Origin of the sequence: Serratia sp. 4542 (assembly GCF_016805595.1) — a bacterium.
Classification (GTDB): Bacteria; Pseudomonadota; Gammaproteobacteria; order Enterobacterales; family Enterobacteriaceae; genus Serratia; species Serratia nevei.
In genome coordinates this window covers 24474-50330 of sequence record NZ_RXKV01000006.1, presented here as the reverse complement: position 1 = coordinate 50330, position 25857 = coordinate 24474, and the positions used below count along the sequence as shown (strand labels likewise).

Below are 25857 nucleotides of genomic sequence, written 5' to 3'. Positions count from 1 at the left end.
TAATTGAGAAGAAGAGTGCAAAGGTCTTTGTAACAGGAGAGACGCGTTATGCCAACAGGCACAACGCGAAATCAGCACAATACGTGGTCAAACGGGGTCAGGCGGAGAGTTTGATCAGTTTTTCTTTGAAATCGTCGGCGGGTTCCAGCCCCAGTTCCATGGTCGCCAGCAGCTCGCCCAGGCGGCGATGGAAGTCGCGCAGGGTGTCTTCCAACTTGGCGCTCACTTCATCATCCTTAATGTTTTGCGCCGTCCAGTCGCCTTCCTTGTCGAACAGGCCGAACTGGTACGAATAGGTGAAGCGCGCCTCTTCCGCCTGCAGCTCCATCCACCAGCCCCAGAACTCGCGCTTCTCCGGAGCGGGCTTTACATTGACGCAGACGGCCAAACAATCAAAGAAAAAACGGTCGTTTTCACATTGCCCTTCACGCAGGTACGGCCCCAAGCTGGCAAAACGTTTCATTAGTCGGCTTTTAGGGTGACCACTCGGTAACGTCATTCTCTAACCTCCTCAATGTAGACCACTCTTTTTAACAAACTGTTAAAATTTAGCAACTAATTAACGCATTTTGTCCCTCAGCCAACCGGACATCTGCAGCAACGCCCGGTGGAAGCTGTCGTAAACCGGGGTGCGCGGGATGGCGACCAGCTTGCCGCTCACCGAGGAGGTGACGATCAGCTGCGACTCTTCTTTTGGGCTGAGCGTATCGCGCTCCCAGTAGCCGGAGATCATCGGCGTCGGGCAGCGGCGCCCCAGCAGCCCCTGCATTTTCAGCGAGTAGCTGTTCAGCTCCACCTTCAGCACGTTGTCCGAGGCGTTAGCCATGCCCATGCGGCTAGCCAGCACGTCCATATACATGTCCGGCACGTTCAGCTGGGTGCTGCTGTCACACAGCAGGCGATGCACCACCGGCCCCAGGCAGGCCACGCCGCGCAGCCGCTGCGGCTCCAGGTAGGCCAATCGCACCGCCACGTTGGCGCCGAAGCGGAAGCCAAAGGCGCTCACCCGCTGATGGTCCACCCACGGCACCGAGGCCAGCTGGATCAGCACCTGTTGGTGCAGGTAGCTGGAGTCCTGCGTCAGCTTCCATTTGCAGGAGGAGCCGATCGACGGCATGTCGAGCGTCAGCATGGCGATGCCGTGCGGCGCCAGGTAATCGCGGAACAGGCGGTGGTAGTCGGTCTGCAGCGTGTCGAGGCTGCCGCACATCAGCACCGTCGGGAACGGCGCTTCGCCCTTCTCCGGCATGTGCAGGAAACCGGTGACGCTGCCGCCGCCCTCGATGCGAAACTCCAGCTCTTTCAGCTGATACGGCAGCAGCAGCGCCGCCTCTTCGTAAGCGCGGTTGGCGAGCATCTCCGCCTGTTCGGCCAGCTCGTCGCCCTTCAGGTGCGGGTAACCGGCGATGCTGTACAGGCTCGCGGCCTTCAGCCAGTATTCGCCGCCGAGCAGCGGATCCTGCTGCTCCGTCGCCCGCTGCTGCCACTGCATGCCCTGATGGATCCACTCGTAGATCCAGTTGCCGTTGCGGTAGCCCACCACGGTATCCAGCCGCTGCGGATTGCTGCGCTCGGCGTCCGAGGCGGCGATGCGCGCCAGCACTTCGTGGATTTCGATCGGGCTGACGCCGCGCCAGGCCCACAGCAGCGGATTCAGCATGCGGTACCAGCTGCCGGTGGTGTCGCCTTCCAACGCGGAATGCATGGCGGCGCTCACTTTGTTGCGCGCGCGCAGCACCAGCGTCGAGGTTTCAGGGTGTTTGAATTTAGGCTTGAAAAGAATTTCAGAAAGGTTGGCCTGTGCCATGGTAACAACAGCCTCCGTAAATCTGGCGATAGGCCGCAAAAGGCCTACTTAACTGGAGGTAGTGTACCTAACTCTGGCGGGATAAACCAAGATAACGCAAACGCCCGGCATAACCGGGCGTTGACTTAGAACTGGCTGGGCTTAGCGGCCGCCGATAGGGGGAACGAAGCTGACGCCCATGTCCCACGGCTGTTCGATCCAGGTATCCTGCGGGATGTCGACCTCGTAGTCGTCCACCAGCGGACGGCCCGCCGGTTTGGCGAAGATGGTGACGAAATGCGCTTTCGGGTACATGTCGCGGATCGCTTTCGCGGTGCCGCCGGTATCCACCAGATCATCCACCACGATGAAGCCTTCACCGTCGCCTTCGGCGCGCTTGAGCACTTTCATTTCGCGTTGGTTGTCATGGTCATAGCTGGAAATGCAGACGGTATCCACATAGCGGATGCCCAGTTCGCGCGCCAGCAGGCCCGCCGGTACCAGACCGCCGCGGCTTACGGCAATGATGCCAGTCCATTTGTCGGCAGGCAGCAGGCGGTGCGCCAGCTTGCGTGCGTGCATTTGCAGCATATCCCAGGTAACAACGTATTTTTCGCTCATAGAATCGTGTCCCAGCCGGCGGTGAAGCGGCTTATTTTATAGTTCAGGGGAAAAAAGGTTGCGCGAGATTATAGAGACTGGCCGCATTGAATTCCAGCTGTACCGAGGAAAACCTCGCGATTTCCGCCGCGCGGCTTTCCGGTGATTGATGCTGAAAAAACGAACGTTCCCGCAGCGAAGCCGTGTGATCAAGCGCTTAAACCGCACAATACGGGGCGCGCACCGCCGGAAATAAAGTGATATTCTCTGATGATCGTGCCACGACGCACAGATGCCCACTCACCTTAACCGCGCGGCACGCCCGTCCTGTCGGAGCCTGCCGTCACAGGAGACTTATAGTGTCTGAATTGTCTCAGCTTTCGCCACAGCCGCTGTGGGATATTTTCGCCAAGATCTGTTCTATCCCACACCCTTCTTATCATGAAGAAGCGCTGGCGCAGCACATCCTCACCTGGGCCAAAGAAAAGAACCTGCACGCAGAGCGCGATCGGGTCGGCAATATCCTGCTGCGCAAGCCGGCCACCAAAGGCATGGAAAACCGCAAGCCGGTCGCGCTGCAGGCGCACCTGGACATGGTGCCGCAAAAGAATAACGACACCGTGCACGACTTTGCCAAGGATCCGATCCAGCCTTATATCGCCGGCGAGTGGGTGAAAGCGCGCGGCACCACGCTGGGCGCCGACAACGGCATCGGCATGGCCTCCGCCCTGGCGGTGCTGGCCGACGACAGCGTAGAGCACGGCCCGCTGGAAGTGCTGCTGACCATGACCGAAGAAGCGGGTATGGACGGCGCCTTCGGGCTGCAGCCGAACTGGCTGCAGGCGGACATCCTGATCAATACCGATTCCGAAGAGGAAGGCGAAATCTATATGGGTTGCGCCGGCGGTATCGACTTCATCACTACCCTGCCGCTGCAGCGCGAAGCGGTACCGGCCGGTTACCAAACCCTGAAGCTGACGCTCAAGGGCCTGAAAGGCGGCCACTCCGGCGCCGAGATCCACGTCGGGCTGGGCAACGCCAACAAGCTGCTGGCGCGCTTCCTGTTCGCCCATGCGGCGGCGCTGAACCTGCGCGTGCTGGATCTGAACGGCGGCACCCTGCGCAACGCCATCCCGCGTGAAGCCTCCGCGGTGGTTGCGGTGCCGGCGGACAAGGCCGACGCGCTGAAAGCCCTGAGCCAGGAGTTCCTGGCGGTGCTGCAGAACGAACTCTCCGCCAAAGAGAAGAACATCACCGTACTGTTGGAGCCGACCACCAGCGCTTCGCAGGCGCTGAGCGCCGACAGCCAGCAGCGCTTCCTGGCGCTGCTGAACGGCACGCCGAACGGCGTGATCCGCATGAGCGACGCGGTAAAAGGCGTGGTGGAAACCTCACTGAACGTCGGCGTGGTCACCACCAGCGAAAACGAAGCGGAAATCATCTGCCTGATCCGCTCCCTGATCGACAGCGGCAAAGACTATGTGGTCGAGATGCTGACCGCGTTGGGCCAGCTGGCCGGTGCCAAGGTGGCGCCGAAGGGCGGCTACCCGGGCTGGCAGCCGGACGCCGACTCGCCGGTGATGCACCTGGTGCGCGAGCTGTATCAGGAGCTGTTCAACAAGACGCCGAACATCATGGTGATCCACGCCGGTCTGGAATGCGGTCTGTTCAAAAAGCCGTATCCAAACATGGACATGGTATCGATCGGGCCAACCATCACCGGCCCGCACTCGCCGGATGAACAGGTGCATATCGAAAGCGTCGGTCTGTACTGGAAGCTGCTGACCTCGCTGCTGAAAGCGATCCCTGAGCGCGCGTAAGCTGCGCGCTTAACGCAAAAAGCCGGCGACTTGCCGGCTTTTTTATTCCCAAGGCAGCGCCAGCTGCCGCTCCAGCTGCGGATCGAGCAGCGTCACATGCAGCCCCACCAGCCGCACGCCGCGCCCTTCGCGCCGCTCGCGCCACGCCTGCCGCGCCACCTCCAGCAAATCCTGCCGGTTCAGCACCGGGAACACGTGCTCCTGGGTGGTTTGCTGAAAATCCTGAAACTTCAGCTTCACGCCCTGCCGGGCGATGTGCAGATCCGGCTTCACCTTGCGCAGTCGCATCTCCAGCTCGGGATAGAGTTTGTCGATAATCAGTGTTTCGCAATCTTCCCAGTCGTGAATGTCTTCCGCCAGCGTGCGCTCCACCCCTACCGATTTGCGCAGCCGCTCCGACGAGATTTCGCGCCGATCGATGCCCTGGCACCGCTCCCACAGCACCCGGCCGAACTTGCCGAAGCGCTTGAGCAGCTGCGCCAAATCGTATTGCTGCACGTCGGCGCAGGTGATAAGCCCCACCTCTTCCAGCCGCTTGGCGGTCACCTTGCCGACGCCGGGGATCTTGCTGAGCGGCAGCTGCTGCAAAAACGCCGGTACCTGCGCCGGCGTGATCACGTATTGCCCGTTCGGCTTGTTCATCTCGGAGGCGATTTTGGCGAGAAACTTGATCGGCGCAACGCCGGCCGAGGCGGTGAGGTTCAGTTCGTCGGCGATCGCCTGGCGGATCTCCTGGGCGATCAGCGTTGCCGAGCCATTGCATTGCGGGCTGTCGGTCACGTCGAGGTAGGCTTCATCGAGCGACAGCGGCTCGATCAGCGGAGTATACCGGGCGAAGATTTCGCGGATATGCAGCGAGGCCTCTTTGTAGGCCGCCATGCGCCCCGGCAACAGGGTGAGGTGCGGGCACAGCTTGAGCGCCATTGCCGTGGACATGGCGCTGTGTACGCCGTAGCGCCGCGCCGGGTAGTTGGCGGTGCTGATCACCCCGCGGCGATCGGCGCTGCCGCCAATCGCCAGCGGGATATCGCGCAGGCTGGGATCGTCGCGCATTTCCACCGCCGCGAAGAAGCAGTCCATATCGACATGAATGATTTTACGCATCGCACCCTCCAGTAACACTGTATAAGTATACAGTCAGATACCGAAAGCTCAAGGCCGCAGGATTCGACGAAAGCACCGTTTCCGCCAGATATTTCCGCGTTGTTAAAAAAGCTTAATTTTTCAATAGTATGATTTCCGCCATCCCGTGCGGCTCACCACAACGATAACGACAAGGTACCCTACATGATCAGATTTTCTTATTTGCTGCTGGCTTCCGCGCTGTCGCTGAGCGCGCTGGCGGCCAGCGCTGCCGGTCACGCGCCGGCGATCGTCGCCCACCGCGGCGGCACCGCCGATGCGCCGGAGAACACCCGCATCGCCATCGAAACCGCGCTGAAAAACGGCGCCGACGCCATCTGGATCACCCTGCAAGCATCCAAAGACGGCGTCATCGTGCTGTATCGCCCTTCGGATCTGAAAGCGTTGACCAACCGGCAGGGCCCGGTCTCTGCCTATACCGCCGCGCAGCTGGCCGAGACCGACGCCGGCTGGGCCTTCGCCAGGGGAGATGCGCACCCGTTCCGCGGCCAGGGCATCGGCATTCCGCGGCTGGACGACGTGCTTAAAGCGTTTCCGCACGTCACCTTCTATCTGGACATCAAATCCCCGGACGCCGATCCGGCGCAGTTTGGCCAGGCGCTGCTGGCGACGCTGGAGAGCACCGACAGCCTGAACCGCATCCGCGTCTACTCCACCGACGCCAAATACCTGCAGGCGCTGCCGCCGGCCATCCCGCGCTTCGAAAGCCGCGACGAGACCCGCACGCTGCTGGCCAACGTCACCATGGCGCACCAGTGCGACGTCAAACCGGATAACCGGCAGCCGCGCTGGTACGGGCTGGAGCTGAAGCGCGAGGTGGAAGTGGTGGAGAAATATACCCTCGGCGAAGGGCGTTCGAAGGCGTTTCTGACCTGGGATAAAGAGTCGATGGACTGCTTCCGCTCTCAGGGCCCGGCGCATATCATCCTGTTCGGCGTCAACTCGCCGCAGGAGTATCAGCAGGCGCTGGCGCTGGGCGCCGACGGCGTGATGGTCAACTCACCGGCCGAGGCGAAAAGCTTCCGCAAGGCGAAATAAATCATCGGCCAAGGGCATAAGGCGGTTCGACAAACCCACCTTATGCCCCCCGGCTTTCAACATCCGTTAGTGAGCAGGAACCACCTGGATGATGCCATTTTCATTGCGTACGCTAAACCCCGCCCCAAATAGCCGGGCAGCAGGCTCAATACCTTTACTTCGTTTATCCCGCGACAACAGCGTTACCGAAACCCCGTAAGACCTCCCGCCCTCGAATTTATAGTTATCGTCAGAAATACACGTAGCCGCGGTGACCGCAGGCATCTCGTTATCCGCGAAATTCTTGCCGAAGATAGCGTTGGCGTTGCCGATTTCTTCGATAATGACGCCGGCCAACCGCTCGTCCCCTTCCGGTTGAACCCGCACGCAAACGTGGTTATCAACGACAGTGACGCTGGCCGCGTAGTTCTTTGGCCTCGGATCGTTCATGTGCATACAGCCGGCGAGCAGCAAAGTCAGCGTTCCAGCCAAAATAATGCGGTTCATCCTGTTACCTCTGCTTAAAAAACTGAGAAAGCGCATATTCGTATTTTCTGGCGATCGTTTTATCCGTTACACCCTGAAAATTCACGCCATTGTTAATCGCACCCAGCCAGATAGTGTAACCATACTTCTTCAGGAACCAATAATCAGCGATGATTGAAGCCTGCTGTTCCATAGAGTAGTTATGCAACAGCTGTTTACCATCGAGTCGATATTTGTATTCAGCAGCCCAACTCAATAGCCCTCGGGTTCTCACCCACATGCCTTTTTGATGCTGCCAGACATGGCTCATTTCGTGGATAAATACATGCTGGAAACCTGCGGCGGCCGTGGAAAAATCAGCCTTATACAAAGCTTGTCTAAACCAGATTTCTCCGTTGGGCGCCATGGCCGTTCTGCTGGCTTGCAATCCAAACGGCAGATAGCTATCGCAGTGGACATACACCTTCTCATAGAAAACTGAACGGCCAAACACCGAACGGGCCAAATTAATTTCACCCACCGTTAACGCCCGTTTTATCCTTTCTTGTTGTTGTCCCATCCTGGAACTCCCTGAATCCAAAAGAAACCTAATAAGACGATATTTTAACCAACCGAGTCAATAGACTAACCTGCTGAGAATTATCAGGAAGATCCGAATGATTCTACAATGAGAGATGTATCAACCTTACGATTTAATCCTGAGCAAGATTAAAGATTACGATGGGCGTTTTAGCGATTTCTTTGAATCAAAAGAAGTCTGGTTCTGGCAGGTGATATGAAACGGATAGCAGCAATTATTTCCGGTGCGATAAGATAATAGGTATCAGTCTCATGCTCCTGGCTTTTCCCTTTCTCTCAGACTGGATTGTTGGCCGGATGTTGTGCTGTTTCGTGGGTGGTATACTCAGCAACCTGGCCTATTCAAAATCAAATACATCCCCCAAATAAAAAACCCGGCCTTGGCCGGGTTTTCGCTACAGCTACAGAATGCGGTGCTTGTCCAGCTGCTCGCGCCGCTGCGCCGCTTTGGCTTCGCGCTTTTTGCGCGCATCGCAAGGTTCCGGGCAGTCGCAGACTTTCTCCATCCCCAATGCGGTGATGCCGCCGCAGCTGCCCTGCAGGCTTTTGCGTTTGAACACGTAGCCCAGCGACATCCCGCCGACGATCAGCAGGAACAACACGAAGGTGGCGGCGAATACCGTCAGCATAGCAACCTCACGAACGCTTTTTCAGGTAGGGTTTGAACGCGTCCGAATAACGCTCCTCAAACCCGTCGGCGGTTTTCACGATCATGAACACCGGGATACCGAGCAGATTGGCCAGCGCCAGGCCGCGCTCCGGCCCCATCACGTTCAGGCCGGTGGACAGGCCGTCGGCGGTCATGCAGGTCGGGCTCAGTACGGTGATCGACACCAGGCGGTGGTTGATCGGCCGGCCGGTGATAGGATCGATGGTGTGCGAATAGCGCACCCCGTCCTGCTCGAAGTAGTTGCGATAGTCACCCGAGGTGGCGATCGACATCTCCCCCGGCTGGATCACCAACTGCGCCTGCTGCTGCGCACCGGCGGTCGGGCGCTCGATGGCGATGCGCCACGGCTTTTGCTCGCCGTTGCGCCCGCGCGTGCGCACCTCACCGCCGATATCCACCATGTAATTTTGCACGTGTTGCGATTGCAGATACTCCGCCACCACGTCCACGCCGTATCCTTTGGCGATCGACGACAGGTCGACATACAGTTCGGGGATGCTTTTCACCAGCGCGCTGCCCTGCACCGTCAGTTTATCGGCACCGGTCCAGGCGCGGCGGTGCGCCAGCTCCGCCTCGCTCGGCACTTTATCCGGCCGCCCTTCCGGGCCGAAGCCCCACAGATTGACCAGCGGCCCGACGGTCACGTCCAGCGCGCCATCGGTCACGCGGTTGATGCGCAGCGCTTCGCGCACCACCTCAGCGGTCGCCGGCGAAACCGGGAATGGCCGGTCAATGTCGCGGCTGGCGTTGAAGCGGCTCAGCTCGGAGTCCGGCCGGTAGGTGGACATCTGGTCGTTCACCTGCTCCAGCCGTTTATCGATCTCCGCCTGCATCTCGCGCGCCGACGGCGTATCGTCGCCGGTCACATAACGGATCGAATACGAGGTGCCCATGGTTCTACCCGTCAGGTCCACCTGTTCCGGCCCGCAGCCGGTCAGCAGCAGGGTGGCGCTCAGCGCCACGCCCGTCAGCCAGTTCTTCATCGCCAATGCGCGCATTTAGCCACCAAAGTCATCCAGCATGATGTTTTCGTCTTCGACGCCCAGATCTTTCAGCATCTTGATCACCGCAGCGTTCATCATCGGCGGCCCGCACATGTAAAACTCGCAGTCCTCCGGCGCCGGGTGATTCCTCAGGTAGTTCTCCAGCAGAACATTATGGATAAAGCCGGTGTAGCCGGTCCAGTTATCTTCCGGCTGCGGATCCGACAGCGCTACGTGCCAGGTGAAGTTGTCGTTCTCCGCCTGCAGCTGGTTGAAGTCGTCTTCATAGAACATCTCGCGCAGCGAACGCGCGCCGTACCAGAAGGTGATCTTGCGCTTCGAGTTCAGGCGCTTGAGCTGATCGAAGATGTGCGAACGCATCGGCGCCATGCCCGCGCCGCCGCCGATGAAGATCATTTCGGCGTCGGTGTCCTTGGCGAAGAACTCGCCGAACGGCCCGGAGATCGTCACCTTGTCACCCGCCTTCAGCGACCAGATATAGGAAGACATGATGCCCGGCGGCACGTCCGGGTTGTTTGGCGGCGGCGTGGCGATACGCACGTTGAGCATGATGATGCCCTTCTCTTCCGGGTAGTTGGCCATCGAGTAGGCGCGCACCGTGGTGTCGTTCACCGTCGAGCGGTAGCGGAACAGGTTGAACTTGTCCCAGTCGCCGCGATACTCCTGCGGCACGTCGAAGTCGGCGTAGCTGATGTCGTGCGCCGGGGCTTCGATCTGGATGAAACCGCCCGCGCGGAACGGCACGTCTTCGCCATCGGGGATCTTCAGCTTCAGCTCTTTGATAAAGGTGGCTTTGTTATCGTTGGAGATAACTTCGCACTCCCATTTCTTCACGCCGAAGATCTCTTCCGGCAGCTCGATCTTCAGGTTCTGCTTCACGTTCACCTGGCAAGCCAGGCGGCAACCCTCTTTCGCTTCGCGCTTGTTGATGTGCGAGAGCTCGGTCGGCAGGATATCGCCGCCGCCCTCTTTGATCACCACCCGGCACTGGCCGCAGGAACCGCCGCCGCCGCAGGCCGAGGAGACGAAAATTCCCTGGCTGGAGAGCACGTTGAGCAGCTTGTCGCCCGCCGGCGCATGGAAGCTCTTATCCAAATCGCCGTTGATCTCCACCGCGATGTCGCCGGTGTTCACCAGCTTCGATTTGGCGAACAGGATCAGCAATACCAGCACCATCACGATGGTGGTGAACATTGCTACGCCTAAAATAATTTCCATAAATTCTTCCCGCCTTTACAACTGAACACCGGAGAAGGACATGAAGCCCAGCGCCATCAGTCCGGTGGTGATAAAGGTAATGCCCAGGCCGCGCAGTCCCGCCGGCACGTTGGCATACTTGAGTTTTTCGCGGATCCCCGCCATGGCGACGATCGCCAGCATCCAGCCGGTGCCGGAGCCGATGCCGTACACCACCGATTCGGCGAAGTTGTAGTCGCGCTGCACCATGAAGGACACGCCGCCGAAGATGGCGCAGTTCACGGTGATGAGCGGCAGGAAGATGCCGAGCGCGTTATACAGCGACGGGAAGAAGCGATCGAGGATCATCTCCAAAATCTGCACCAGCGCCGCGATCACGCCGATGAAGGTGATGAAGTTGAGGAAGCTCAGATCGACGCCTTCCACCAGCGCGCCGTCGCGCAGGATCAGGTTGTAGACCAGGTTGTTCACCGGCACCGAAATGCCGAGCACGATGGTCACCGCGATGCCCAGGCCAAAGGCGGTCGAGACCTTCTTCGACACCGCCAGGAAGGTACACATCCCGAGGAAGAACGCCAGCGCCATGTTCTCAACGAACACCGCGCGCACAAACAGGCTGATATAGTGTTCCATCGGCCTTTACTCCTTTTCGATCTGCGCCGGCTTCAGGGTGCGCAGCACCCAGATCAGCAGGCCGATGATGAAGAACGCGCTCGGCGCCAGCAGGAACAGGCCGTTCGGCTGATACCAGCCGCCGTTCTGCACCGTTTCCAGCACCGGGACGCCGAACAGCTTGCCGGAGCCAATCAGCTCGCGCAGGAAACCGACCAGCACCAGGATCACCCCGTAGCCCAGCCCGTTGCCGATGCCGTCCATAAAGCTCTCGATCGGCGGCGACTTCATGGCGTAAGCCTCGGCGCGCCCCATCACGATACAGTTGGTGATGATAAGGCCGACGAACACCGACAGCTGCTTGGAGATCTCGAACGCGTAGGCGCGCAACAGCTGATCGACCACGATCACCAGCGAGGCGATGATCGCCATCTGCACGATGATGCGCACGCTGTTGGGAATATGGTGACGGATCAGCGAGATGAAGAAGCTGGAGAACGCCGTGACCAGCGTCACCGCAATGGTCATCACCACCGCCGTCTCCAGCTTGGTGGTCACCGCCAACGCAGAACAGACGCCCAGCACCTGCAGGGCGATCGGGTTATTGTCGAACAGCGGCCCCAGCAGGACCCGCTTTATCTCTTTGGAATCAGCCATTTTTCAGCGCTCCTTCACGAACTTTTTTCAGGAACGGGCCGAAGCCGTGCTCGCCCAACCAGAAATCAAACGTATGCTGCACGCCGTTGGAGGTCAGCGTGGCGCCGGACAGGCCGTCCACCCCGTGCACATCCCCCTGACGCGCGCCGCCTTTCACCACGCGGATCGCCGGCTGGCCGTTGTCGTCGAACAGCTGTTTGCCGACCCACTGCTGGCGCCAGGACGGGTTCTCGACCTCGCCACCCAGCCCCGGGGTTTCCCCCTGGTCGTAGTAGGTGATGCCCTTGACCGTGTTGCCGTCGTTATCCAGCGCCACGAAGGCGTACATCATCGACCACAGGCCGGTGCCGTATACCGGCAGCACAATCTTGTTCACCTGGCCGCTTTCATCGCGCACCAGGTAGATTTCCGCCTGATTGCTGCGGCGCTTGATGCCGGCCGGATCGTCGCCCGCCGCCAGCGCCACGCTTTTGGCGTCGTCGCGCAGCGCGGCGCCCAGATCGAACGCCGCCGCCTTGCCGGCGACAAACTCGCCGCTGTTCAGATCCACCAGGCGCGGCTCGATGCGCTCGCTGTACAGGCGCTTGACCTGCTCGCTCTCCATTTTCGGCTGCAACAGGCCGGCTACGTCGAGAATATTGCGCTGCTTATCGAGCAGCTTTTGCTCCTGCTGTTTGGACTTCAGGCCGACGGCGGAGCCCGCCACCACCACTGAACACACCAGACACAGCAGCAGCACTACCAGCAGCGTTTTACCGATGCCGTCGTTTTTCGCTTCATTCGCCACGGGCTTTTCTCCGCTTGATGTTGGCCTGCACCACCAGATAATCGAACAGCGGTGCGAACAGGTTGGCGAACAGGATCGCCAGCATCATGCCTTCCGGATAGGCGGGGTTGACCACCCGGATCAGCACGCACATCACGCCGATCAGAATGCCGTACCACCATTTCCCCTTGTTGGTGAAGGAGGCGGAAACCGGGTCGGTCGCCATAAAGATCATGCCGAAGGCGAAACCGCCCAGCACCAGATGCCAGTACCACGGCATGGCGAACATCGGGTTGGTATCGGAACCGATGGCGTTGAACAACAGGGCGGAAGCCACCATGCCGAGCATTACGCCGGCGACGATGCGCCAGGAGGCCACGCGGCCGAACAGGATAATCGCCCCGCCGATCAGGATCATCAGCGTGGAGACTTCACCGATGGAGCCGGGAATGTTGCCGAGGAAGGCGTCCATCCAGCTGATGGACTGGCCGGTGGCCACGTTGCTCAAGCTGTGCGCCCCGCCTGCGCTCCACTGCGCCAGCGGCGTCGCGCCGGAGAAACCGTCCGCAGAGGTCCACACCAGATCGCCGGAGATCTGCGCCGGATAGGCGAAGAACAGGAAGGCGCGGCCGGCCAACGCCGGGTTGAGGAAGTTGCGCCCGGTGCCGCCGAAGATCTCTTTGGCCACCACCACGCCGAAGGTGATGCCCAGCGCGGCCTGCCACAGCGGCAGGGTCGGCGGCACGATCAGCGCGAACAGGATAGAGGTGACGAAGAAGCCTTCGTTGACCTCATGCTTGCGGATAATGGCAAACAGCACTTCCCAGAAGCCGCCGACGACAAACACCACGGCGTAGATCGGCAGGAAGTAACAGGCGCCCAGCACCATTTTGCTGACCCAGCCGGCGTCGGCCGCCAGCGAGGCGCCGAGCCACTGCGCCAGGCGATAATGCCAGTCGCCCGCCAGCACCTGTTGCAGCTCGTCGCCGCTGTACAGATGGTGCAGCGCCGGGATTGCCTGCTGGCCGACGTTGTACATGCCCCAGAACATCGCCGGGAATACCGCCAGCCACACCAGGATCATCATGCGTTTCAAATCGATGGCGTCGCGCACGTGCGAAGCGCCGCGCGTCACCGTGCCGGGGGTATAAAACACCGTGGTGGTCGCTTCATACAGCGGGTACCACTTTTCCAGTTTGCCGCCCGGCGTGAAGTGATGCTCTATCTTCTCAAAATAATTCTTCAGGCCCATCGGTTATCCTTCCTGCTCAATCTTGGTCAGCACCTCGCGCAGCACCGGCGCGTACTCATACTTGCCGGGGCAAACGAAGGTGCACAGCGCCAGATCTTCCTCGTCCAGCTCCAGACAGCCCAACGCCTGCGCGCTGTCGCTGTCGCCCGCCAGCAGATCGCGCAGCAGCAGCGTCGGCAAAATGTCCAGCGGCATCACCCGCTCGTAGTTGCCGATCGGCACCATGGCGCGCTCGCCGCCGTTAGTGGTAGTCGAGAAGGCGAACAGTTTGTTCTTCAGGAAGTGGCCCAGCGTGGTGCGGGTAATGGAGAACTTGTTCGGCGAAGGCACGATCCAACCGAACAGCTCTTTGTCGCGCCCTTCTTCCAGCACCGACACCTGCGAGTGGAAACGGCCGAGCCAGGCGTTCGGGCCGGCGGCGTGCATGCCGTTCAGCACCGAACCGGAGATCACCCGGTTCTCGCCGTCTTTCAGGCGGCCGGCGGTCAGCTCCTCGAGGCTGGCCCCCAGGCGGGTGCGCAGCAGCGCCGGCTGCGCCACCTGCGGCCCGGCCAGCGCCACGACCCGGCGGGTATCGAGCTTACCGGTGGTGAACAGCGTGCCGATGGCGATGACGTCCTGGTAGCCGATGTGCCAAACGGTTTTCTTCAGGCTGACCGGTTCCAGGAAGTGAATGTGCGTACCCACCAGCCCGGCGGGGTGCGGGCCGGCAAATTCGCTGTAGGCGATCTGCGGGCTGCTCTGCTGGCCAACGGAGGCACCGGCGGCGTGGCATACGTGTACCTTGCCCGTCGTCAGGCGCGCCAACACCAGCAGCCCGGCGTTGAACGCCGCCAGCTGTTCGGCGATGATCACCTGCGGATCGGCGGCCAGCGGCTGGGTATCCATCGCGGTGACGAAAATAGCGCGCGCTTCGCTGCCGGGGCTCGGCGTTTTGCTGAACGGACGGGTGCGCAGCGCGGTCCACAGGCCGCTGGCGATCAGTTCACTCTCGACCTGTTCGCGCGGCAGCTGGGCCAGCTCACCCAGCGGGTAATGCGCAAACTCGAGCTGATCGTCACCGCCGTTTTCCAGCGCAATCACCACCGATTGCAATACGCGCCGTTCGCCGCGGTTAATCGCGGCGATGCGGCCGCTGGCGGGAGCCGTGAAGAAAACCCCGGGGTTTTTCTTATCTTCGAACAACGCCTGGCCTTTCTTAACGGTATCGCCTTCCTGCACCAGCATGGAGGGACGCATTCCGACATACTCTTCCCCAAGCAGGGCGACATGCTGAATGTTCGGGCCGTCTTGGATCGCCTGAACCGGAGCCCCGGCTATTGGCAGATCTAACCCTTTTCTGATCTTAATCATAGGATTTATACGATGTAGTTTGGTTTACACGTCTGCCCAGCCCCAGAGGCGGGTGCTGACGATGCCAGGATTGCCGGGCAGTGCGCATGGCGGCACGCCCAACATGAACTTTCTCGCAGTGAAAAATCGGGGTAACGCGCATTCCCTTGATTCCCCCTTTCCGTTGTTTGCTCGACAGTCGATGTGTTAACGGCCTGTAGCCAAATAACCATCAAAACGGCCGGGTTATATGCCATAACCCCTGCCGCTTCAATCGCCACAGCGCGTTAAATTGAAGAGGGAATATTAACATTGTTCGCAACATTGTTCTGCGTTCCGTCGTGACTTGGGTCAAGCAAACGCAATTAAATTTCGCCTGTTTTTCACTACTTATCGTTAAAATCTGCCGGTCATTTCACTTTTATCGAGCTTTGTCGTTTTTTTATACATATCACGTATTGCTAAAAATAAACGCGCTGGTAATCTGGCGGTGTTTTGCAGCAGTAAAAACAATAATCAGTGGCATGCCGACCAACGTCATTGCGCCGGCAGATAAATATAAGCAGGAATAATAATGAGCAAAATCGCGCTGTTGTTTGCGATGCTTGTTTCTATGCCGATGATCACGGCCTGCAGCGCCAGCGAGCAGGTACCGGAAACGCCGGTAGTTAAACAGCAATTATTGGGTTCGCCGGTCTATATTCAGATCTTCAAAGAGGAACGCAAGCTGGAATTGTATGCCAAAATGGGCAATGAATTCCGCCTGGTCAACACGTTCCCGATCTGTAATTTCTCCGGTGGGCTGGGTCCTAAACGTCGTGAAGGCGACTTTAAAAGTCCGGAAGGCTTTTATAGCGTTGACGCGCGCCATCTGAAACCCGACAGCAAGTATTATCGGGCGATCAATATCGGTTTCCCTAATGATTACGATAAATCGCAGGGCTATTCCGGTGCTTATCTGATGATCCACGGTGAATGTAAATCGATCGGCTGTTACGCGATGACCAACACCTATATGGATGAGATCTATCGCTATGTCGAAGCCGCCTTCGCCTATGGCCAAAGCCGCGTCGACATCAGCATCTACCCGTTCCGCATGACCGAGCAAAACCTCAAGCGCCATGCGTCATCCAGCTATATCGCCTTCTGGCGCCAGCTGAAGCCGGGCTACGATTACTTCGCGAAGAACCACCAGCCACCGATGATGACCGTGGACAACGGCCAGTACGTGCTGGGTCAACCGTTGATGAGCAGCGGCCAGATGACGCAGTACGCGTCAGCCAGCCCGACGCCCAACACCAACCCCTTCGCTCAGAACAAGCCGCTCACCGAAGTGAAATAACGCGAACTCGCCTGGCTCAATCTTGTGCCAGGTTTCGTTGGCGGTCAGCGGTTGGGTGGCGATCACCGTGACCACATCGTTCGGTGTGGTCTGCTGCTGAAAATCGATTTCCACATCCTGATCGAGCAGCGTCGCCTTGCCGAACGGTGCGCGGCGCGTGATCCAATACAGGTTGGTGGAGCAATAGGCCATCACGAAGCGCCCGTCCGACAACAGCATGTTGAATACCCCTTTCTTGCGCAGCTGGCTCGCCAACAGGCCGATGTAGCGGAAAACCGCCGGCCACTGGCTCGGGGTGCGCGGGTATTTCAGCGCCAGCTGATGCAGCAGCCAGCAGAACGCGTATTCGCTGTCGGTCTGGCCGACCGGGCGAAACGTGCCGGTATCCAGCTGACGGTAGCCTTTCAACTGGCCGTTGTGCGCGTAGGTCCAGTTGCGGCCCCACAGTTCGCGGGTGAACGGGTGGGTGTTTTCCAGCGCCACTTCGCCGCGGTTGGCCTGGCGAATATGGGACACCACCGCACAGGACTTGATCGGGTAGTCCTGCACCAGGCGGGCGATCGGCGAGTTGAAGCTCGGCTGCGGATCCTTGAATGTGCGGCAGCCGTTCCCTTCATAGAAGGTAATGCCCCAGCCATCCTTATGCGGCCCGGTGCGGCCGCCGCGCTGTACCAGGCCGGTAAAGCTGAAGCAGATATCGGTCGGTACGTTTGCGCTCATCCCGAGCAGTTCACACATCGCCAGCACTCCTTAACCACACTGACACAGGCTGTGCGGGCGCACCATGCGGCGCCCGCAGTCTTATTCATGGGGAGCCGCAGCTCCCCGCAGGCTATCAAGCCTTAACCATCTCTTTTTCGATCAGCTGAATCAAGATGTGAATCGCTTTGATGTGGATTTCCTGAATGCGGTCGGCGTAGCCGAAGTGCGGCACGCGAATTTCCACATCGGCGGAACCCGCCATCTTGCCGCCGTCCTTGCCGGTCAGGGTGATCACTTTCATCCCCTTGGCGCGCGCCGCGTCGATGGCCTTGATGATGTTGCCGGAGTTGCCGGAGGTGGAAATGCCCAGCAGCACGTCGCCTTCGCGGCCTACCGCTTCCACATAGCGAGAGAAGACGTACTCATAGCCGAAGTCGTTGCTGACGCAGGACAGGTGGCTCACGTCCGAGATGGCAATCGCCGGGTAGCCCGGGCGGTTTTCACGGTAGCGGCCGGTCAGCTCTTCGGCGAAGTGCATCGCGTCGCAATGGGAACCGCCGTTGCCGCAGGAAATCACTTTACCGCCGGCTTTGAAGGAATCCGCCAGCAGCACCGCCGCACGTTGGATGGCGTCGATGTTGGCGTCGTCATTGATAAATTTCGCCAGGGTATCAGCCGCTTCGTTCAGTTCACTGCGAATAAGGTCGTGGTACATGAGGAACCTCTTGTTATCGTCAAATCTTCCGCTCCGCAGTGTACCGGATCGCGGAAACAGCGAGAAGCATTCTCAGCCAAACAGCGCGCCGGTTAAGGAAGCGGAGAGGTTTTTGATGATTGGTGCTGTCAGTTTGTGACCTGAGTTGTAATTAAACTGTAAACGCATTGATAAAAATTCTGCCTTGTACTAAAACCTATTACATACACACAACAGGTCAGACCTCTTACTACTTCGGAGCTTCTTATGATGGTTCTTAGTATTGTCGTTTTACTGGCTCTCCTCGGCGTGGTGTTCTACCACCGAGTGAACCTTACCCTCAGCAGCCTGATCCTGGTGGCGTACACCGCCGCCATGGGTGCGATTGGCCTGTGGAGCTTCTGGCTGTTGCTGCCGCTGGCGATCGTGCTGCTGCCGCTGAACCTTTCCTCCCTGCGCCGTTCCCTGCTCTCCGCACCGGCGTTGCGCGCCTTCCGCAAGGTGATGCCGCCGATGTCCACCACCGAGAAGGAGGCGATCGACGCCGGCACCACCTGGTGGGAAGGCGATCTGTTCCGCGGCGCGCCGGACTGGAACAAGCTGCACAGCTATCCGAAACCGCGCCTGACGGAAGAAGAGCAGGCGTTTATCGACGGCCCGGTGGAAGAAGCCTGCCGCATGGCCAACGACTTCCAGATCACCCACGAACTGGCCGATCTGCCGCCTGAACTCTGGGCATACCTGAAAGAACACCGTTTCTTCGCGATGATCATCAAGAAAGAGTACGGCGGTCTGGAATTCTCTCCTTATGCTCAGGCGATGGTGCTGCAAAAACTGGCCGGCGTTTCCGGCATCCTGGCGATCACCGTCGGCGTGCCGAACTCCCTCGGCCCGGGCGAACTGCTGCAGCACTACGGCACCGAAGAACAGAAAAACCACTATCTGCCGGGCCTGGCGCGCGGCGACGAGATCCCTTGCTTCGCGCTGACCAGCCCGGAAGCGGGCTCCGATGCCGGTGCCATTCCGGACGTCGGCACCGTGTGCATGGGCGACTGGCAGGGCAAACAGGTGCTGGGCATGCGCCTGACCTGGAACAAGCGCTACATCACGCTGGCGCCGGTCGCCACCGTACTGGGCCTGGCGTTCAAACTGCATGACCCGAACCGCCTGCTGAGCGACAACGAATCCCCGGGCATCACCTGTGCGCTGATCCCGACCAGCACGCCGGGCGTGGAAATCGGCAACCGCCACTTCCCGCTGAACGTGCCGTTCCAAAACGGCCCGACCCGCGGCACCGACGTGTTCGTCCCAATCGATTACATCATCGGCGGCCCGAAAATGGCCGGCCAGGGCTGGCGCATGCTGGTTGAGTGTCTGTCGGTCGGTCGCGGCATCACCCTGCCGTCCAACTCTACCGGCAGCCTGAAATCCATCGCCCTGGCGACCGGTGCCTACGCGCACATTCGCCGTCAGTTCAAGATCTCCATCGGCAAGATGGAAGGGATCGAAGAGCCGTTGGCGCGCATCGCCGGCAACACCTATGTGATGGACGCCGCCGCTTCGCTGATCACCTATGCGCTGGTGCAGGGCGAGAAGCCGGCCGTGCTGTCGGCCATCGTCAAATACCACTGTACGCACCGCGGCCAGCAGTCGATCGTTGACGCCATGGACATCGCCGGCGGTAAAGGCATCATGCTCGGCGAATCCAACTTCCTGGCTCGCGCCTATCAGGGCGCACCGATCGCCATCACGGTGGAAGGCGCGAACATCCTGACCCGCACCATGATGATCTTCGGTCAAGGCGCGATCCGCTGCCATCCTTATGTGCTGGATGAAATGGCGGCGGCGCAGAGCAACGATCTGAACGCCTTCGATAAATCGCTGTTCGGCCATCTGGGCCACGTCGGCAGCAACAAGGTACGCAGCTTCTGGCTGGGCCTGACCAACGGCCGCACCAGCGCCACGCCGACCAAGGACGCGACCCGTCGTTACTATCAGCAATTGAACCGCCTGAGCGCCAACCTGGCGTTGCTGTCGGACGTTTCCATGGGCGTGCTGGGCGGTAGCCTGAAGCGCCGCGAGCGCATCTCCGCTCGCCTGGGGGACATCCTCAGCCAGATGTATTTGGCTTCCGCCGTGCTGAAACGCTTTGACGACGAAGGCCGTCAGAAAGAAGATCTGCCGCTGGTGCATTGGGGCGTGCAAGACAGCCTGCATAAAGCCGAACAGGCGCTGGATGACCTGCTGCGTAACTTCCCGAACCGCTTTATCGCCGGCGCGATGCGCTTCGTGGTCTTCCCGCTCGGCCGTGTGCATACCGCACCGTCCGATCGTCTGGATCACCAGTTGGCTAAGATCCTGCAGGTACCTTCCGCCACCCGCAGCCGTCTGGGGCGCGGCCAGTACCTGACGCCGAGCGAACATAACCCAATCGGCCTGCTGGAAGCGGCGCTGGCCGACGTGATGGCCGCCGAGCCGATTCACGAACGTCTGTGCAAGGCAGTCGGCAAAAACCTGCCGTTCACCCGTCTGGATCGTTTGGCGGAACGCGCGCTGGAAGAAGGCAAGATCAGCGCCGACGAAGCGAAAATTCTGGTGAAAGCCGAAGAGAGCCGTCTGCGCTCCATCAACGTGGACGACTTTGCGCCGGATGCGCTGGCGGCCGCCAAGCCGGAAAAGCCGGCGGCGCAGTCTAAGCGCCAACAGCAGACCGAAGCGGCTTAACGCCAATTCAAGCTTCACGCATCCAAGGGGCGATCATCATCGCCCCTTTTTCTTTTCTTGCATCACGAACTGCGCACCGCGCCGCAGGTTGGCGCAACGGCGGATTTCACGGGAAGGAAGTTCGAGTAGACTGCGCGGCGGGTGCTCTGGATCTTTCTGTCCGGAGCCTTGGCAAAGGAGAGAAAGAGAAAGGCCCCGAGTCGATATTATCAACCCGAGGCCACTCTGATGCCAAGCAACATCAGGTTAGCCTCTTACCCGCCGCAAGGCAAGGATAGGGAGGTCAAAAATGCAGCAAAAACGGGTCGTACTTAAACTGGTGATCGTCTGTATGACGCTGATCGCGTTCATCTGGCTAACCCGCGGTTCGCTGTGCGAACTGCGCATCAGGCTGGGAGACTCGGAGGTTGCGGCCACTTTGGCTTACGAATCCGAACGGTAAGGCAACCCAACGGCGGGGTTCGCCCCGCCCTTTGGCCGATGGTGTCAGGCAGGATCCACGAGCCCCCGTCTTTTCAACCGCTGACCGTCAGTTTGTCGTAGCCGCGCAGGCGGTAATTCACCACCGACACCAACCAGCAGAAGATGAACACGGCGATCACCCAATAGCCCATCTCCCCCAGATGATCGTTGAGCCGCGCGACGGCGTCCCACAGCGGGCCGGACAGCGCCAGCTTGTCGGCGATAAGCCCGAGCGCTTCGATGCCGCCGATAAACACTGCGATGATCACCGACGCCGCCGTGATGGTCATGTTGTAGTACAGTTTGCGGATCGGTTTGGAGAACGCCCAACCGTAAGCGCCAATCATCACGAAGTTGTCGATGGAGTCGATCAGCGCCATCCCGGCGGTGAACAGCGCCGGGAACAGCATGATGCTCCACAGATTCATGCCGTGGCCCGCACCGGCGGCTGAAATCCCCAGCAGCCCGACCTCGGTGGCGGTGTCGAAGCCCAGGCCAAACAAGAAACCCACCAGGTACATGTGCCAGCTCTGGTTCACCAGCCTGAACAGCGGGCGGAAACAGCGCGCCAGCACACCGCCGCCGCTCATCAGCAGATCCAGCGATTGATGCGCTGGCAGCTCGCCCGCCTTCACCTGCCGGAACGCTCGCCACACGGAGATCAGCACCAGCAGATTGATAAAGGCGACCGTCAGCAAAAACAACGAGGACACCAGCGTGCCGATCAGGCCGCCGGTTTCGTGAAACCAGCCCATCTGACGGCTGAACATCATCGCCGTCGCGGCAATCGCGGCCGAGGCCAGCACCACGATGGTCGAGTGGCCGAGCGAGAAGAAGGTACCGACCGCCACCGGCGTTTTGCCCTGCTGCATCAGCTTGCGGGTCACGTTGTCGATCGCGGCGATGTGATCGGCATCCACCGCATGGCGCAAACCAAAACTGTAGGCCAGCAAGGCGGTGCCCATCAGCGCGGCATTGTCTTTGAACACCGCCAGCGCCAGCAGCCAGACGATGACGTTGACCGCCACCAGCCCCAACAACAGGGATACCGCCCGTCGCCGGGCCGCGCCATGCAATCCTTCGGAAACTACCGCCATACCCACACTCCTGTTTTATCGTTATGTTCAAATCAATGGATTAGCGCCGCGCCGCGATCACCGCCGGATTGGCGCTCAAAAACAGCCAGGACGCGATCACGAACGGCATGGTCAACGACGGCATGCCCAGCGGGGCCAGCAGGGTATTGAACGCGCCCTGCACCAACACCGTAAAAATCACGCCGAGCAGCGTATAGATCAGCACTCGCCGGCCGGGTGGGTTGAAGACGGATCCCAGCGCCACCGCCGTCAGCACTGCGCTGAAGGCGTACAGCCCGGCGAAAACCGCCTGCGGATCGGCGCCGATCGCCAGCGATGTGGCCACCGCCAGCAACGCGCCGAAAAAACCCAGCAGCATCGCGCGCGGCGACGACACCGCCAGCCCGAGCAACAGCAGTACGCCACCGCTCACGCTGCTGCACAAAAAGACCTGAGAAACGCCGTGCAGCGCGCCGCTCAGCATCTCTGCGACGCCGGGATGCGCGTAGAACACCGCCCCGTCGGCCGGGATGGCCGCCGCCGGCAACCGTACATGCCGCAGATGGCTGAACGGGTAGCTGGCCAACAGCACCGTCCAGGTGGTCAGCACGAAAGGCGCCGTCAGCGCCGCGATCTTCCAGGTGCGCAACAGCCGATTGAGGCCAACGGTGACGATCACCGAGATCGTGCTGCTGAACATCACGCCGATCCACAGCCAGGCCGAGGGCAGTAAAAAGGTCGGCAGCGCGGCGCCGACCAGGCAGCCGTTGTAGCCATACAGCCCAGAGCGCAACGCCGTGCGATCGTCCACCAGCCACGCCGCGCTCAGCGTCGCCGACGCAGTGCCCAGCAGACAGCCGAAGGCCACCTGCGGCAACCCTTCCTCATAGGCGCCCACGAAAATGGCGATAAAAAACAGTAATCCGGTCAACGGGTTATTTTGAAACATCACCTGCGAACAGCCGCGCAGCACCGCATCCGTCGCCACCGCTATCCGGCTGTGGGCACACAGACCGCCCCAACTCCACCTTGTCGTCATGACCGCTTCCCGCTGCAGATTAGCGCCAGATAAAGGGCTCCGGCAGCGTCACGCCCAGGATCTCTTCCCGGGCGACGCGCCAGAAAACGCGAATGGCCGCCTTCACCTGGCGCGCCTCTTTGCCCAGGGCCTTAAAGATCAGCCCACACTCGTTGGGCAACCGGCTGACGCCGCTGGCGATCCCCTCAACCTCGTCATAATGGGGCGCGATGCGATCGAGGATCCGCTGATGGTGCTCGGGCGGCGTCAGCAGGATCACATTGCCGAACACGTCGAACGGCCCCATCACGCCGACCCCGTTCAGCGGGTGTTTATGCGGCTCCAGCACATAGCGTTCGACAAACAGCGTCTTGCCCTCGGGGCGGCAGGCACTGATGCGCGAGGAGTACACGTCGAATCTGAACCCGCGATCCGCCTGATGGTGTTTGCGCCCCGACATCAGGATCTCGCCGTAGAGCAGCGTCGCCGTCGGGTGCAGCGTAATGCGGGTATCGGTAATGAAGCGCGAACCGCAGTGGGGGATCACCGGATCGGGCATCATCTCCAGATAGCTGCCCTCTTCGAGCGTCAGCGTCTGCATCTGCGCCGCGTAATTATTTTCCATGGCGTGGATCTTGGTCGCCGACTGGGTGGTGACATGCCCGCAGGCCTGGGGGGCGACCTGCACCTCGAGCGTCAGGCGATCGCCCTGCAAGATGCATCCCGAGGTGGAGATGACGAACACGCACGGCATCTGCGGCAGCGCTTCATCCCAATACAGCGCCCGCTGCACCAGAAACGGTACGCGCCGCTCCATCTGCCGCAGCACGCTGCGATGCCCGCTTAGCGCAAACCCCAGCCGCAGATAGCCGGTTTTGCCCACGCCGCCGCTGGCCATTTGCGGCGGCTCATCCTGATAATCGGCCAGCTCCGGCGCATCGGCGCCAAGCTGCGCGACGCGCCTCGCGGCTTCGCTGACCGCAGTCATACCGCCGCCGACGGCGCATGGGTGAACAGGAAATCACGCATGATCATGTCCACCAGCTCGTCGATGCCTTCGCCGGTTTTGCAGTTGGTGAGAATATAAGGCCGCTCGCCGCGCACCACGCGGGTGTCGTGTTCCATCACCGCCAGGCTGGCGCCGACATAGGGGGCCAGATCGATTTTGTTGATCACCAGGATGTCGGCCTGCACCAGGCCCGGGCCGTTTTTGCGCGGGATCTTTTCCCCTTCGGCGACGTCGATGACATAGATGTAAAAGTCCGCCAGCGCCGGGCTGAAGGTCAGCGTCAGGTTATCGCCGCCGCTCTCGATCATCACCACGTCGCTTTCCGGAAAGCGGGCCTCCATCTCCTCTACCGCCGCGATATTCATGCTCGGATCCTCGCGCACGGCGGTATGCGGGCAAGCGCCGGTTTCCACGCCCAAAATTTTCTCCTCGTCCAGGATCCCCTTGAGCGTGCGCTTGACCTGTTTGGCGTCTTCGGTGGTGACGATGTCGTTGGTGATGATTAGCGGGCTGATGCCCCGCTCGATCAAGCGCGGCGTGATGACTTCAATGATCGCGGTCTTGCCCGAGCCTACCGGGCCGCCGATACCGATGCGGGTAATTTTTTTCACTCTGCTCGTTCCTTTTATCAGTTGCTGAACAGTCGGGTAAATGCGCCGACGTGCAGTGCGGCCAGGACATCGGTCACCGGCGCATAAGAGGCCATTTGTTCAACGCCGCCGCGTTCGGCTTCGTCACAAAAAACGTCGATGTCCCGGTTGAGTTGAAACAGGATGCGTTGGGTGTCGATATGGGTGACGCGCATCAGGCGCATGGCGGCGCTGAGAATGGTCATCGCCACGCCGTACTGATGCATCACCGCCACCTCGCGCGGGCCGGCGCCCAGCGCCGTCATCACCACCGCCTGCGTCACCGGATAGGTGCCGGCGGCGCGGCCGGTTTTGATCTGCTCAAGCCACCAAACCACCTGAGGTTCGTCGCAGATGGCCGCCGCCATTTCCGCCAGCTTTTTTCCCATCCGCACCACCATGTTGCGGCCCTCTTCGTTCAGCTTGCGGTTGAACAGTGCCCAGTCGTGGCCCATCGCCGCCTCGCGATCGCCGGCCTGCAGCGCCCGGCAGGCCGCCGTCACCGCTCGGCCGTCGCCGCCCGCCGCCTGTTGCAAGGCGGTGCGGGTGAACGACTGCAGCGTGTCGGCATCGCGCACGATGCCGGCCTGGATCGCCGACTCGACGCCGTTGGAAAAGGCGAACGCCCCCACCGGCAGCACCGAGTCGGCAAACTGCAGAATGCGAATCAACTGGACGGCGTTCATTTCAGTTTGATCACATGCTGGCCGAGGAAGGGGCTGTCGACATGCACATGGGTGGCGGAATCCTCCGCGCCGCCGAACAGCAAGCGCGCTTCGGGCTGGGTCAAATGCGGCAAAATGCTTTCGCCCTTCACGAACGAATAAGGCAACGCGTGGAAACCGTGGGTTTTCATCACCGAATCCATCACCTTGGTCGCCACCGTCAGCGGAATAAAGATGCGATTCCCTTTGATGACCGATTTCCAGTGCTGATTGCCCAGCGCATGCCCCAGTTCGAACGCGGTCTTCAGCACCGTCGCCATATCGGTCGCCAGCAACGACTCAAGATGGATGACCATCACGTCGCGCAGGTTCATCTGCACCACCACCGCGCTGCGGTTCGCTTCGTCCCAAAGCAACACGTCGCCGTCGGCCAGCACCTGATGACGATCGAGGGAGATGCCGAGATCCTGGCCGTCGCGGGTCGTCTTGCGGCAGCGGCTTTTCTGCGCCTCCCACTGCGAAAGCGCCAGCACGTCCAGCGAGGCGTGTTGCAAGCGTTCGCGCCAGTCGGCATCCCGTTTGATATTGCCGAGTATCTTTTCAATCACGATCATG

Annotated in this window: 27 protein-coding genes; 5 read left to right on the top strand and 22 right to left on the bottom strand. The window is 60.4% G+C overall.

Features of this window, described 5'->3' with window-relative positions:
* Positions 1-97: 97 nt before the first annotated feature.
* From crl to gpt, 3 genes are all read right to left on the bottom strand, one after another.
* Positions 98-499 carry a sigma factor-binding protein Crl gene (gene crl, locus EKL15_RS07300; RefSeq protein WP_033641981.1) on the bottom strand — a complete coding sequence of 134 codons (402 nt, stop codon included), beginning with the start codon at positions 497-499 and terminating at the stop codon, positions 98-100.
* A gap of 60 nt (positions 500-559) precedes the next feature.
* Entirely contained in the window at positions 560-1807 is a 1248-nt protein-coding gene (gene frsA, locus EKL15_RS07295) for an esterase FrsA (protein ID WP_021504999.1), read from the bottom strand.
* A gap of 141 nt (positions 1808-1948) precedes the next feature.
* Positions 1949-2407, bottom strand: coding sequence for a xanthine phosphoribosyltransferase (gene gpt, locus EKL15_RS07290; protein ID WP_025301674.1), 459 nt, complete (start codon positions 2405-2407; stop codon positions 1949-1951).
* Positions 2408-2745: 338 nt separating this feature from the next.
* Here gpt and pepD point away from each other — a divergent pair, with 338 nt between their 5' ends.
* The gene (gene pepD, locus EKL15_RS07285; protein ID WP_060425301.1) at positions 2746-4206 is read left to right on the top strand and encodes a beta-Ala-His dipeptidase; all 1461 of its coding nucleotides are present in this window, start codon (positions 2746-2748) and stop codon (positions 4204-4206) included.
* A gap of 42 nt (positions 4207-4248) precedes the next feature.
* Here the strand turns inward: pepD and dinB are convergent, their stop codons facing one another.
* A complete protein-coding gene (gene dinB, locus EKL15_RS07280) occupies positions 4249-5310 on the bottom strand; it encodes a DNA polymerase IV (RefSeq protein ID WP_033637213.1) in 1062 nt (353 codons plus the stop codon).
* Positions 5311-5493: 183 nt separating this feature from the next.
* Here dinB and EKL15_RS07275 point away from each other — a divergent pair, with 183 nt between their 5' ends.
* Complete coding sequence (locus EKL15_RS07275; protein ID WP_142109315.1) at positions 5494-6387, top strand: glycerophosphodiester phosphodiesterase family protein; 894 nt, start codon at positions 5494-5496, stop codon at positions 6385-6387.
* A 66-nt stretch (positions 6388-6453) separates the two neighbouring features.
* Here EKL15_RS07275 and EKL15_RS07270 read toward each other — a convergent pair whose 3' ends face one another.
* From EKL15_RS07270 to EKL15_RS07225, 10 genes are all read right to left on the bottom strand, one after another.
* Positions 6454-6873 carry a putative T6SS immunity periplasmic lipoprotein gene (locus EKL15_RS07270; protein ID WP_102984210.1) on the bottom strand — a complete coding sequence of 140 codons (420 nt, stop codon included), beginning with the start codon at positions 6871-6873 and terminating at the stop codon, positions 6454-6456.
* A 4-nt stretch (positions 6874-6877) separates the two neighbouring features.
* Entirely contained in the window at positions 6878-7411 is a 534-nt protein-coding gene (locus EKL15_RS07265; RefSeq protein WP_060425298.1) for a hypothetical protein, read from the bottom strand.
* Between the two features lie 421 nt (positions 7412-7832).
* Positions 7833-8060, bottom strand: a complete 228-nt coding sequence (gene nqrM / locus EKL15_RS07260) for a (Na+)-NQR maturation NqrM (RefSeq protein ID WP_004930244.1) — start codon at positions 8058-8060, stop codon at positions 7833-7835.
* Between the two features lie 7 nt (positions 8061-8067).
* Entirely contained in the window at positions 8068-9099 is a 1032-nt protein-coding gene (locus EKL15_RS07255; RefSeq protein WP_203089169.1) for an FAD:protein FMN transferase, read from the bottom strand.
* On the bottom strand, positions 9100-10323 hold the full coding sequence (nqrF, locus tag EKL15_RS07250) for an NADH:ubiquinone reductase (Na(+)-transporting) subunit F (protein WP_033649928.1): 1224 nt from the start codon (positions 10321-10323) through the stop codon (positions 9100-9102).
* Between the two features lie 15 nt (positions 10324-10338).
* Positions 10339-10935 carry an NADH:ubiquinone reductase (Na(+)-transporting) subunit E gene (gene nqrE / locus EKL15_RS07245; RefSeq protein ID WP_015376732.1) on the bottom strand — a complete coding sequence of 199 codons (597 nt, stop codon included), beginning with the start codon at positions 10933-10935 and terminating at the stop codon, positions 10339-10341.
* A gap of 6 nt (positions 10936-10941) precedes the next feature.
* Complete coding sequence (locus EKL15_RS07240) at positions 10942-11571, bottom strand: NADH:ubiquinone reductase (Na(+)-transporting) subunit D (protein ID WP_004930232.1); 630 nt, start codon at positions 11569-11571, stop codon at positions 10942-10944.
* Positions 11564-12358, bottom strand: coding sequence for a Na(+)-translocating NADH-quinone reductase subunit C (locus EKL15_RS07235; RefSeq protein WP_015376731.1), 795 nt, complete (start codon positions 12356-12358; stop codon positions 11564-11566). The genes EKL15_RS07240 and EKL15_RS07235 overlap by 8 nt, the downstream gene beginning before the upstream one ends.
* Positions 12348-13589 (bottom strand): NADH:ubiquinone reductase (Na(+)-transporting) subunit B, encoded by a 1242-nt coding sequence (locus EKL15_RS07230; protein WP_033649926.1) that lies wholly within the window; start codon positions 13587-13589, stop codon positions 12348-12350. The genes EKL15_RS07235 and EKL15_RS07230 overlap by 11 nt, the downstream gene beginning before the upstream one ends.
* Before the next feature lie 3 nt (positions 13590-13592).
* Positions 13593-14942, bottom strand: coding sequence for a Na(+)-translocating NADH-quinone reductase subunit A (locus tag EKL15_RS07225; RefSeq protein WP_033649925.1), 1350 nt, complete (start codon positions 14940-14942; stop codon positions 13593-13595).
* A gap of 553 nt (positions 14943-15495) precedes the next feature.
* Here EKL15_RS07225 and dpaA point away from each other — a divergent pair.
* Positions 15496-16263, top strand: a complete 768-nt coding sequence (gene dpaA, locus EKL15_RS07220) for a peptidoglycan meso-diaminopimelic acid protein amidase (RefSeq protein ID WP_060425295.1) — start codon at positions 15496-15498, stop codon at positions 16261-16263.
* Here dpaA and EKL15_RS07215 read toward each other — a convergent pair.
* A complete protein-coding gene (locus tag EKL15_RS07215) occupies positions 16198-17001 on the bottom strand; it encodes a class II glutamine amidotransferase (RefSeq protein ID WP_004930222.1) in 804 nt (267 codons plus the stop codon). The two genes, dpaA and EKL15_RS07215, sit on opposite strands and share 66 nt — an antisense overlap.
* 97 nt (positions 17002-17098) lie before the next feature.
* On the bottom strand, positions 17099-17680 hold the full coding sequence (gene lpcA / locus EKL15_RS07210) for a D-sedoheptulose 7-phosphate isomerase (protein ID WP_004930220.1): 582 nt from the start codon (positions 17678-17680) through the stop codon (positions 17099-17101).
* 246 nt (positions 17681-17926) lie between these two features.
* Here lpcA and fadE point away from each other — a divergent pair, with 246 nt between their 5' ends.
* Complete coding sequence (fadE, locus tag EKL15_RS07205) at positions 17927-20383, top strand: acyl-CoA dehydrogenase FadE (RefSeq protein WP_038871338.1); 2457 nt, start codon at positions 17927-17929, stop codon at positions 20381-20383.
* A gap of 289 nt (positions 20384-20672) precedes the next feature.
* Positions 20673-20825 (top strand): Hok/Gef family protein, encoded by a 153-nt coding sequence (locus EKL15_RS07200; RefSeq protein WP_004930217.1) that lies wholly within the window; start codon positions 20673-20675, stop codon positions 20823-20825.
* Between the two features lie 73 nt (positions 20826-20898).
* Here the strand turns inward: EKL15_RS07200 and EKL15_RS07195 are convergent, their stop codons facing one another.
* Genes EKL15_RS07195 through ureE form a run of 6 tightly spaced genes read right to left on the bottom strand, consistent with a single transcriptional unit; the run spans position 20899 to position 25856 of the window.
* Positions 20899-21942: a HoxN/HupN/NixA family nickel/cobalt transporter gene (locus EKL15_RS07195; RefSeq protein ID WP_203089160.1), complete on the bottom strand. Its 1044-nt coding sequence runs from the start codon at positions 21940-21942 to the stop codon at positions 20899-20901.
* Positions 21943-21982: 40 nt separating this feature from the next.
* Positions 21983-22960 carry an urea transporter gene (gene yut, locus EKL15_RS07190; RefSeq protein ID WP_060425293.1) on the bottom strand — a complete coding sequence of 326 codons (978 nt, stop codon included), beginning with the start codon at positions 22958-22960 and terminating at the stop codon, positions 21983-21985.
* A 19-nt stretch (positions 22961-22979) separates the two neighbouring features.
* On the bottom strand, positions 22980-23927 hold the full coding sequence (locus tag EKL15_RS07185; RefSeq protein ID WP_049202286.1) for an urease accessory protein UreD: 948 nt from the start codon (positions 23925-23927) through the stop codon (positions 22980-22982).
* Complete coding sequence (gene ureG, locus EKL15_RS07180) at positions 23924-24580, bottom strand: urease accessory protein UreG (RefSeq protein ID WP_175444080.1); 657 nt, start codon at positions 24578-24580, stop codon at positions 23924-23926. Before ureG ends, EKL15_RS07185 begins: the two co-directional genes overlap by 4 nt.
* Positions 24577-25263 carry an urease accessory protein UreF gene (locus EKL15_RS07175; RefSeq protein WP_049202285.1) on the bottom strand — a complete coding sequence of 229 codons (687 nt, stop codon included), beginning with the start codon at positions 25261-25263 and terminating at the stop codon, positions 24577-24579. The genes ureG and EKL15_RS07175 overlap by 4 nt, the downstream gene beginning before the upstream one ends.
* Positions 25260-25856 (bottom strand): urease accessory protein UreE, encoded by a 597-nt coding sequence (gene ureE / locus EKL15_RS07170; RefSeq protein ID WP_047572557.1) that lies wholly within the window; start codon positions 25854-25856, stop codon positions 25260-25262. The genes EKL15_RS07175 and ureE overlap by 4 nt, the downstream gene beginning before the upstream one ends.
* Position 25857 lies beyond the last annotated feature (1 nt).

Excerpts from the sequence above, each read along its gene's own strand:
- crl (WP_033641981.1), bottom strand. The coding sequence starts at position 499 with ATGACGTTACCGAGTGGTCACCCTAAAAGCCGACTAATGAAACGTTTT.
- frsA (WP_021504999.1), bottom strand. The coding sequence starts at position 1,807 with ATGGCACAGGCCAACCTTTCTGAAATTCTTTTCAAGCCTAAATTCAAA.
- gpt (WP_025301674.1), bottom strand. The coding sequence starts at position 2,407 with ATGAGCGAAAAATACGTTGTTACCTGGGATATGCTGCAAATGCACGCA.
- dinB (WP_033637213.1), bottom strand. The coding sequence starts at position 5,310 with ATGCGTAAAATCATTCATGTCGATATGGACTGCTTCTTCGCGGCGGTG.
- EKL15_RS07275 (WP_142109315.1), top strand. The coding sequence starts at position 5,494 with ATGATCAGATTTTCTTATTTGCTGCTGGCTTCCGCGCTGTCGCTGAGC.
- EKL15_RS07270 (WP_102984210.1), bottom strand. The coding sequence starts at position 6,873 with ATGAACCGCATTATTTTGGCTGGAACGCTGACTTTGCTGCTCGCCGGC.
- EKL15_RS07265 (WP_060425298.1), bottom strand. The coding sequence starts at position 7,411 with ATGGGACAACAACAAGAAAGGATAAAACGGGCGTTAACGGTGGGTGAA.
- nqrM (WP_004930244.1), bottom strand. The coding sequence starts at position 8,060 with ATGCTGACGGTATTCGCCGCCACCTTCGTGTTGTTCCTGCTGATCGTC.
- EKL15_RS07255 (WP_203089169.1), bottom strand. The coding sequence starts at position 9,099 with ATGCGCGCATTGGCGATGAAGAACTGGCTGACGGGCGTGGCGCTGAGC.
- nqrF (WP_033649928.1), bottom strand. The coding sequence starts at position 10,323 with ATGGAAATTATTTTAGGCGTAGCAATGTTCACCACCATCGTGATGGTG.
- nqrE (WP_015376732.1), bottom strand. The coding sequence starts at position 10,935 with ATGGAACACTATATCAGCCTGTTTGTGCGCGCGGTGTTCGTTGAGAAC.
- EKL15_RS07240 (WP_004930232.1), bottom strand. The coding sequence starts at position 11,571 with ATGGCTGATTCCAAAGAGATAAAGCGGGTCCTGCTGGGGCCGCTGTTC.
- EKL15_RS07230 (WP_033649926.1), bottom strand. The coding sequence starts at position 13,589 with ATGGGCCTGAAGAATTATTTTGAGAAGATAGAGCATCACTTCACGCCG.
- EKL15_RS07225 (WP_033649925.1), bottom strand. The coding sequence starts at position 14,942 with ATGATTAAGATCAGAAAAGGGTTAGATCTGCCAATAGCCGGGGCTCCG.
- dpaA (WP_060425295.1), top strand. The coding sequence starts at position 15,496 with ATGAGCAAAATCGCGCTGTTGTTTGCGATGCTTGTTTCTATGCCGATG.
- EKL15_RS07215 (WP_004930222.1), bottom strand. The coding sequence starts at position 17,001 with ATGTGTGAACTGCTCGGGATGAGCGCAAACGTACCGACCGATATCTGC.
- lpcA (WP_004930220.1), bottom strand. The coding sequence starts at position 17,680 with ATGTACCACGACCTTATTCGCAGTGAACTGAACGAAGCGGCTGATACC.
- fadE (WP_038871338.1), top strand. The coding sequence starts at position 17,927 with ATGATGGTTCTTAGTATTGTCGTTTTACTGGCTCTCCTCGGCGTGGTG.
- EKL15_RS07200 (WP_004930217.1), top strand. The coding sequence starts at position 20,673 with ATGCAGCAAAAACGGGTCGTACTTAAACTGGTGATCGTCTGTATGACG.
- EKL15_RS07195 (WP_203089160.1), bottom strand. The coding sequence starts at position 21,942 with ATGGCGGTAGTTTCCGAAGGATTGCATGGCGCGGCCCGGCGACGGGCG.
- yut (WP_060425293.1), bottom strand. The coding sequence starts at position 22,960 with ATGACGACAAGGTGGAGTTGGGGCGGTCTGTGTGCCCACAGCCGGATA.
- EKL15_RS07185 (WP_049202286.1), bottom strand. The coding sequence starts at position 23,927 with ATGACTGCGGTCAGCGAAGCCGCGAGGCGCGTCGCGCAGCTTGGCGCC.
- EKL15_RS07175 (WP_049202285.1), bottom strand. The coding sequence starts at position 25,263 with ATGAACGCCGTCCAGTTGATTCGCATTCTGCAGTTTGCCGACTCGGTG.
- ureE (WP_047572557.1), bottom strand. The coding sequence starts at position 25,856 with ATGATCGTGATTGAAAAGATACTCGGCAATATCAAACGGGATGCCGAC.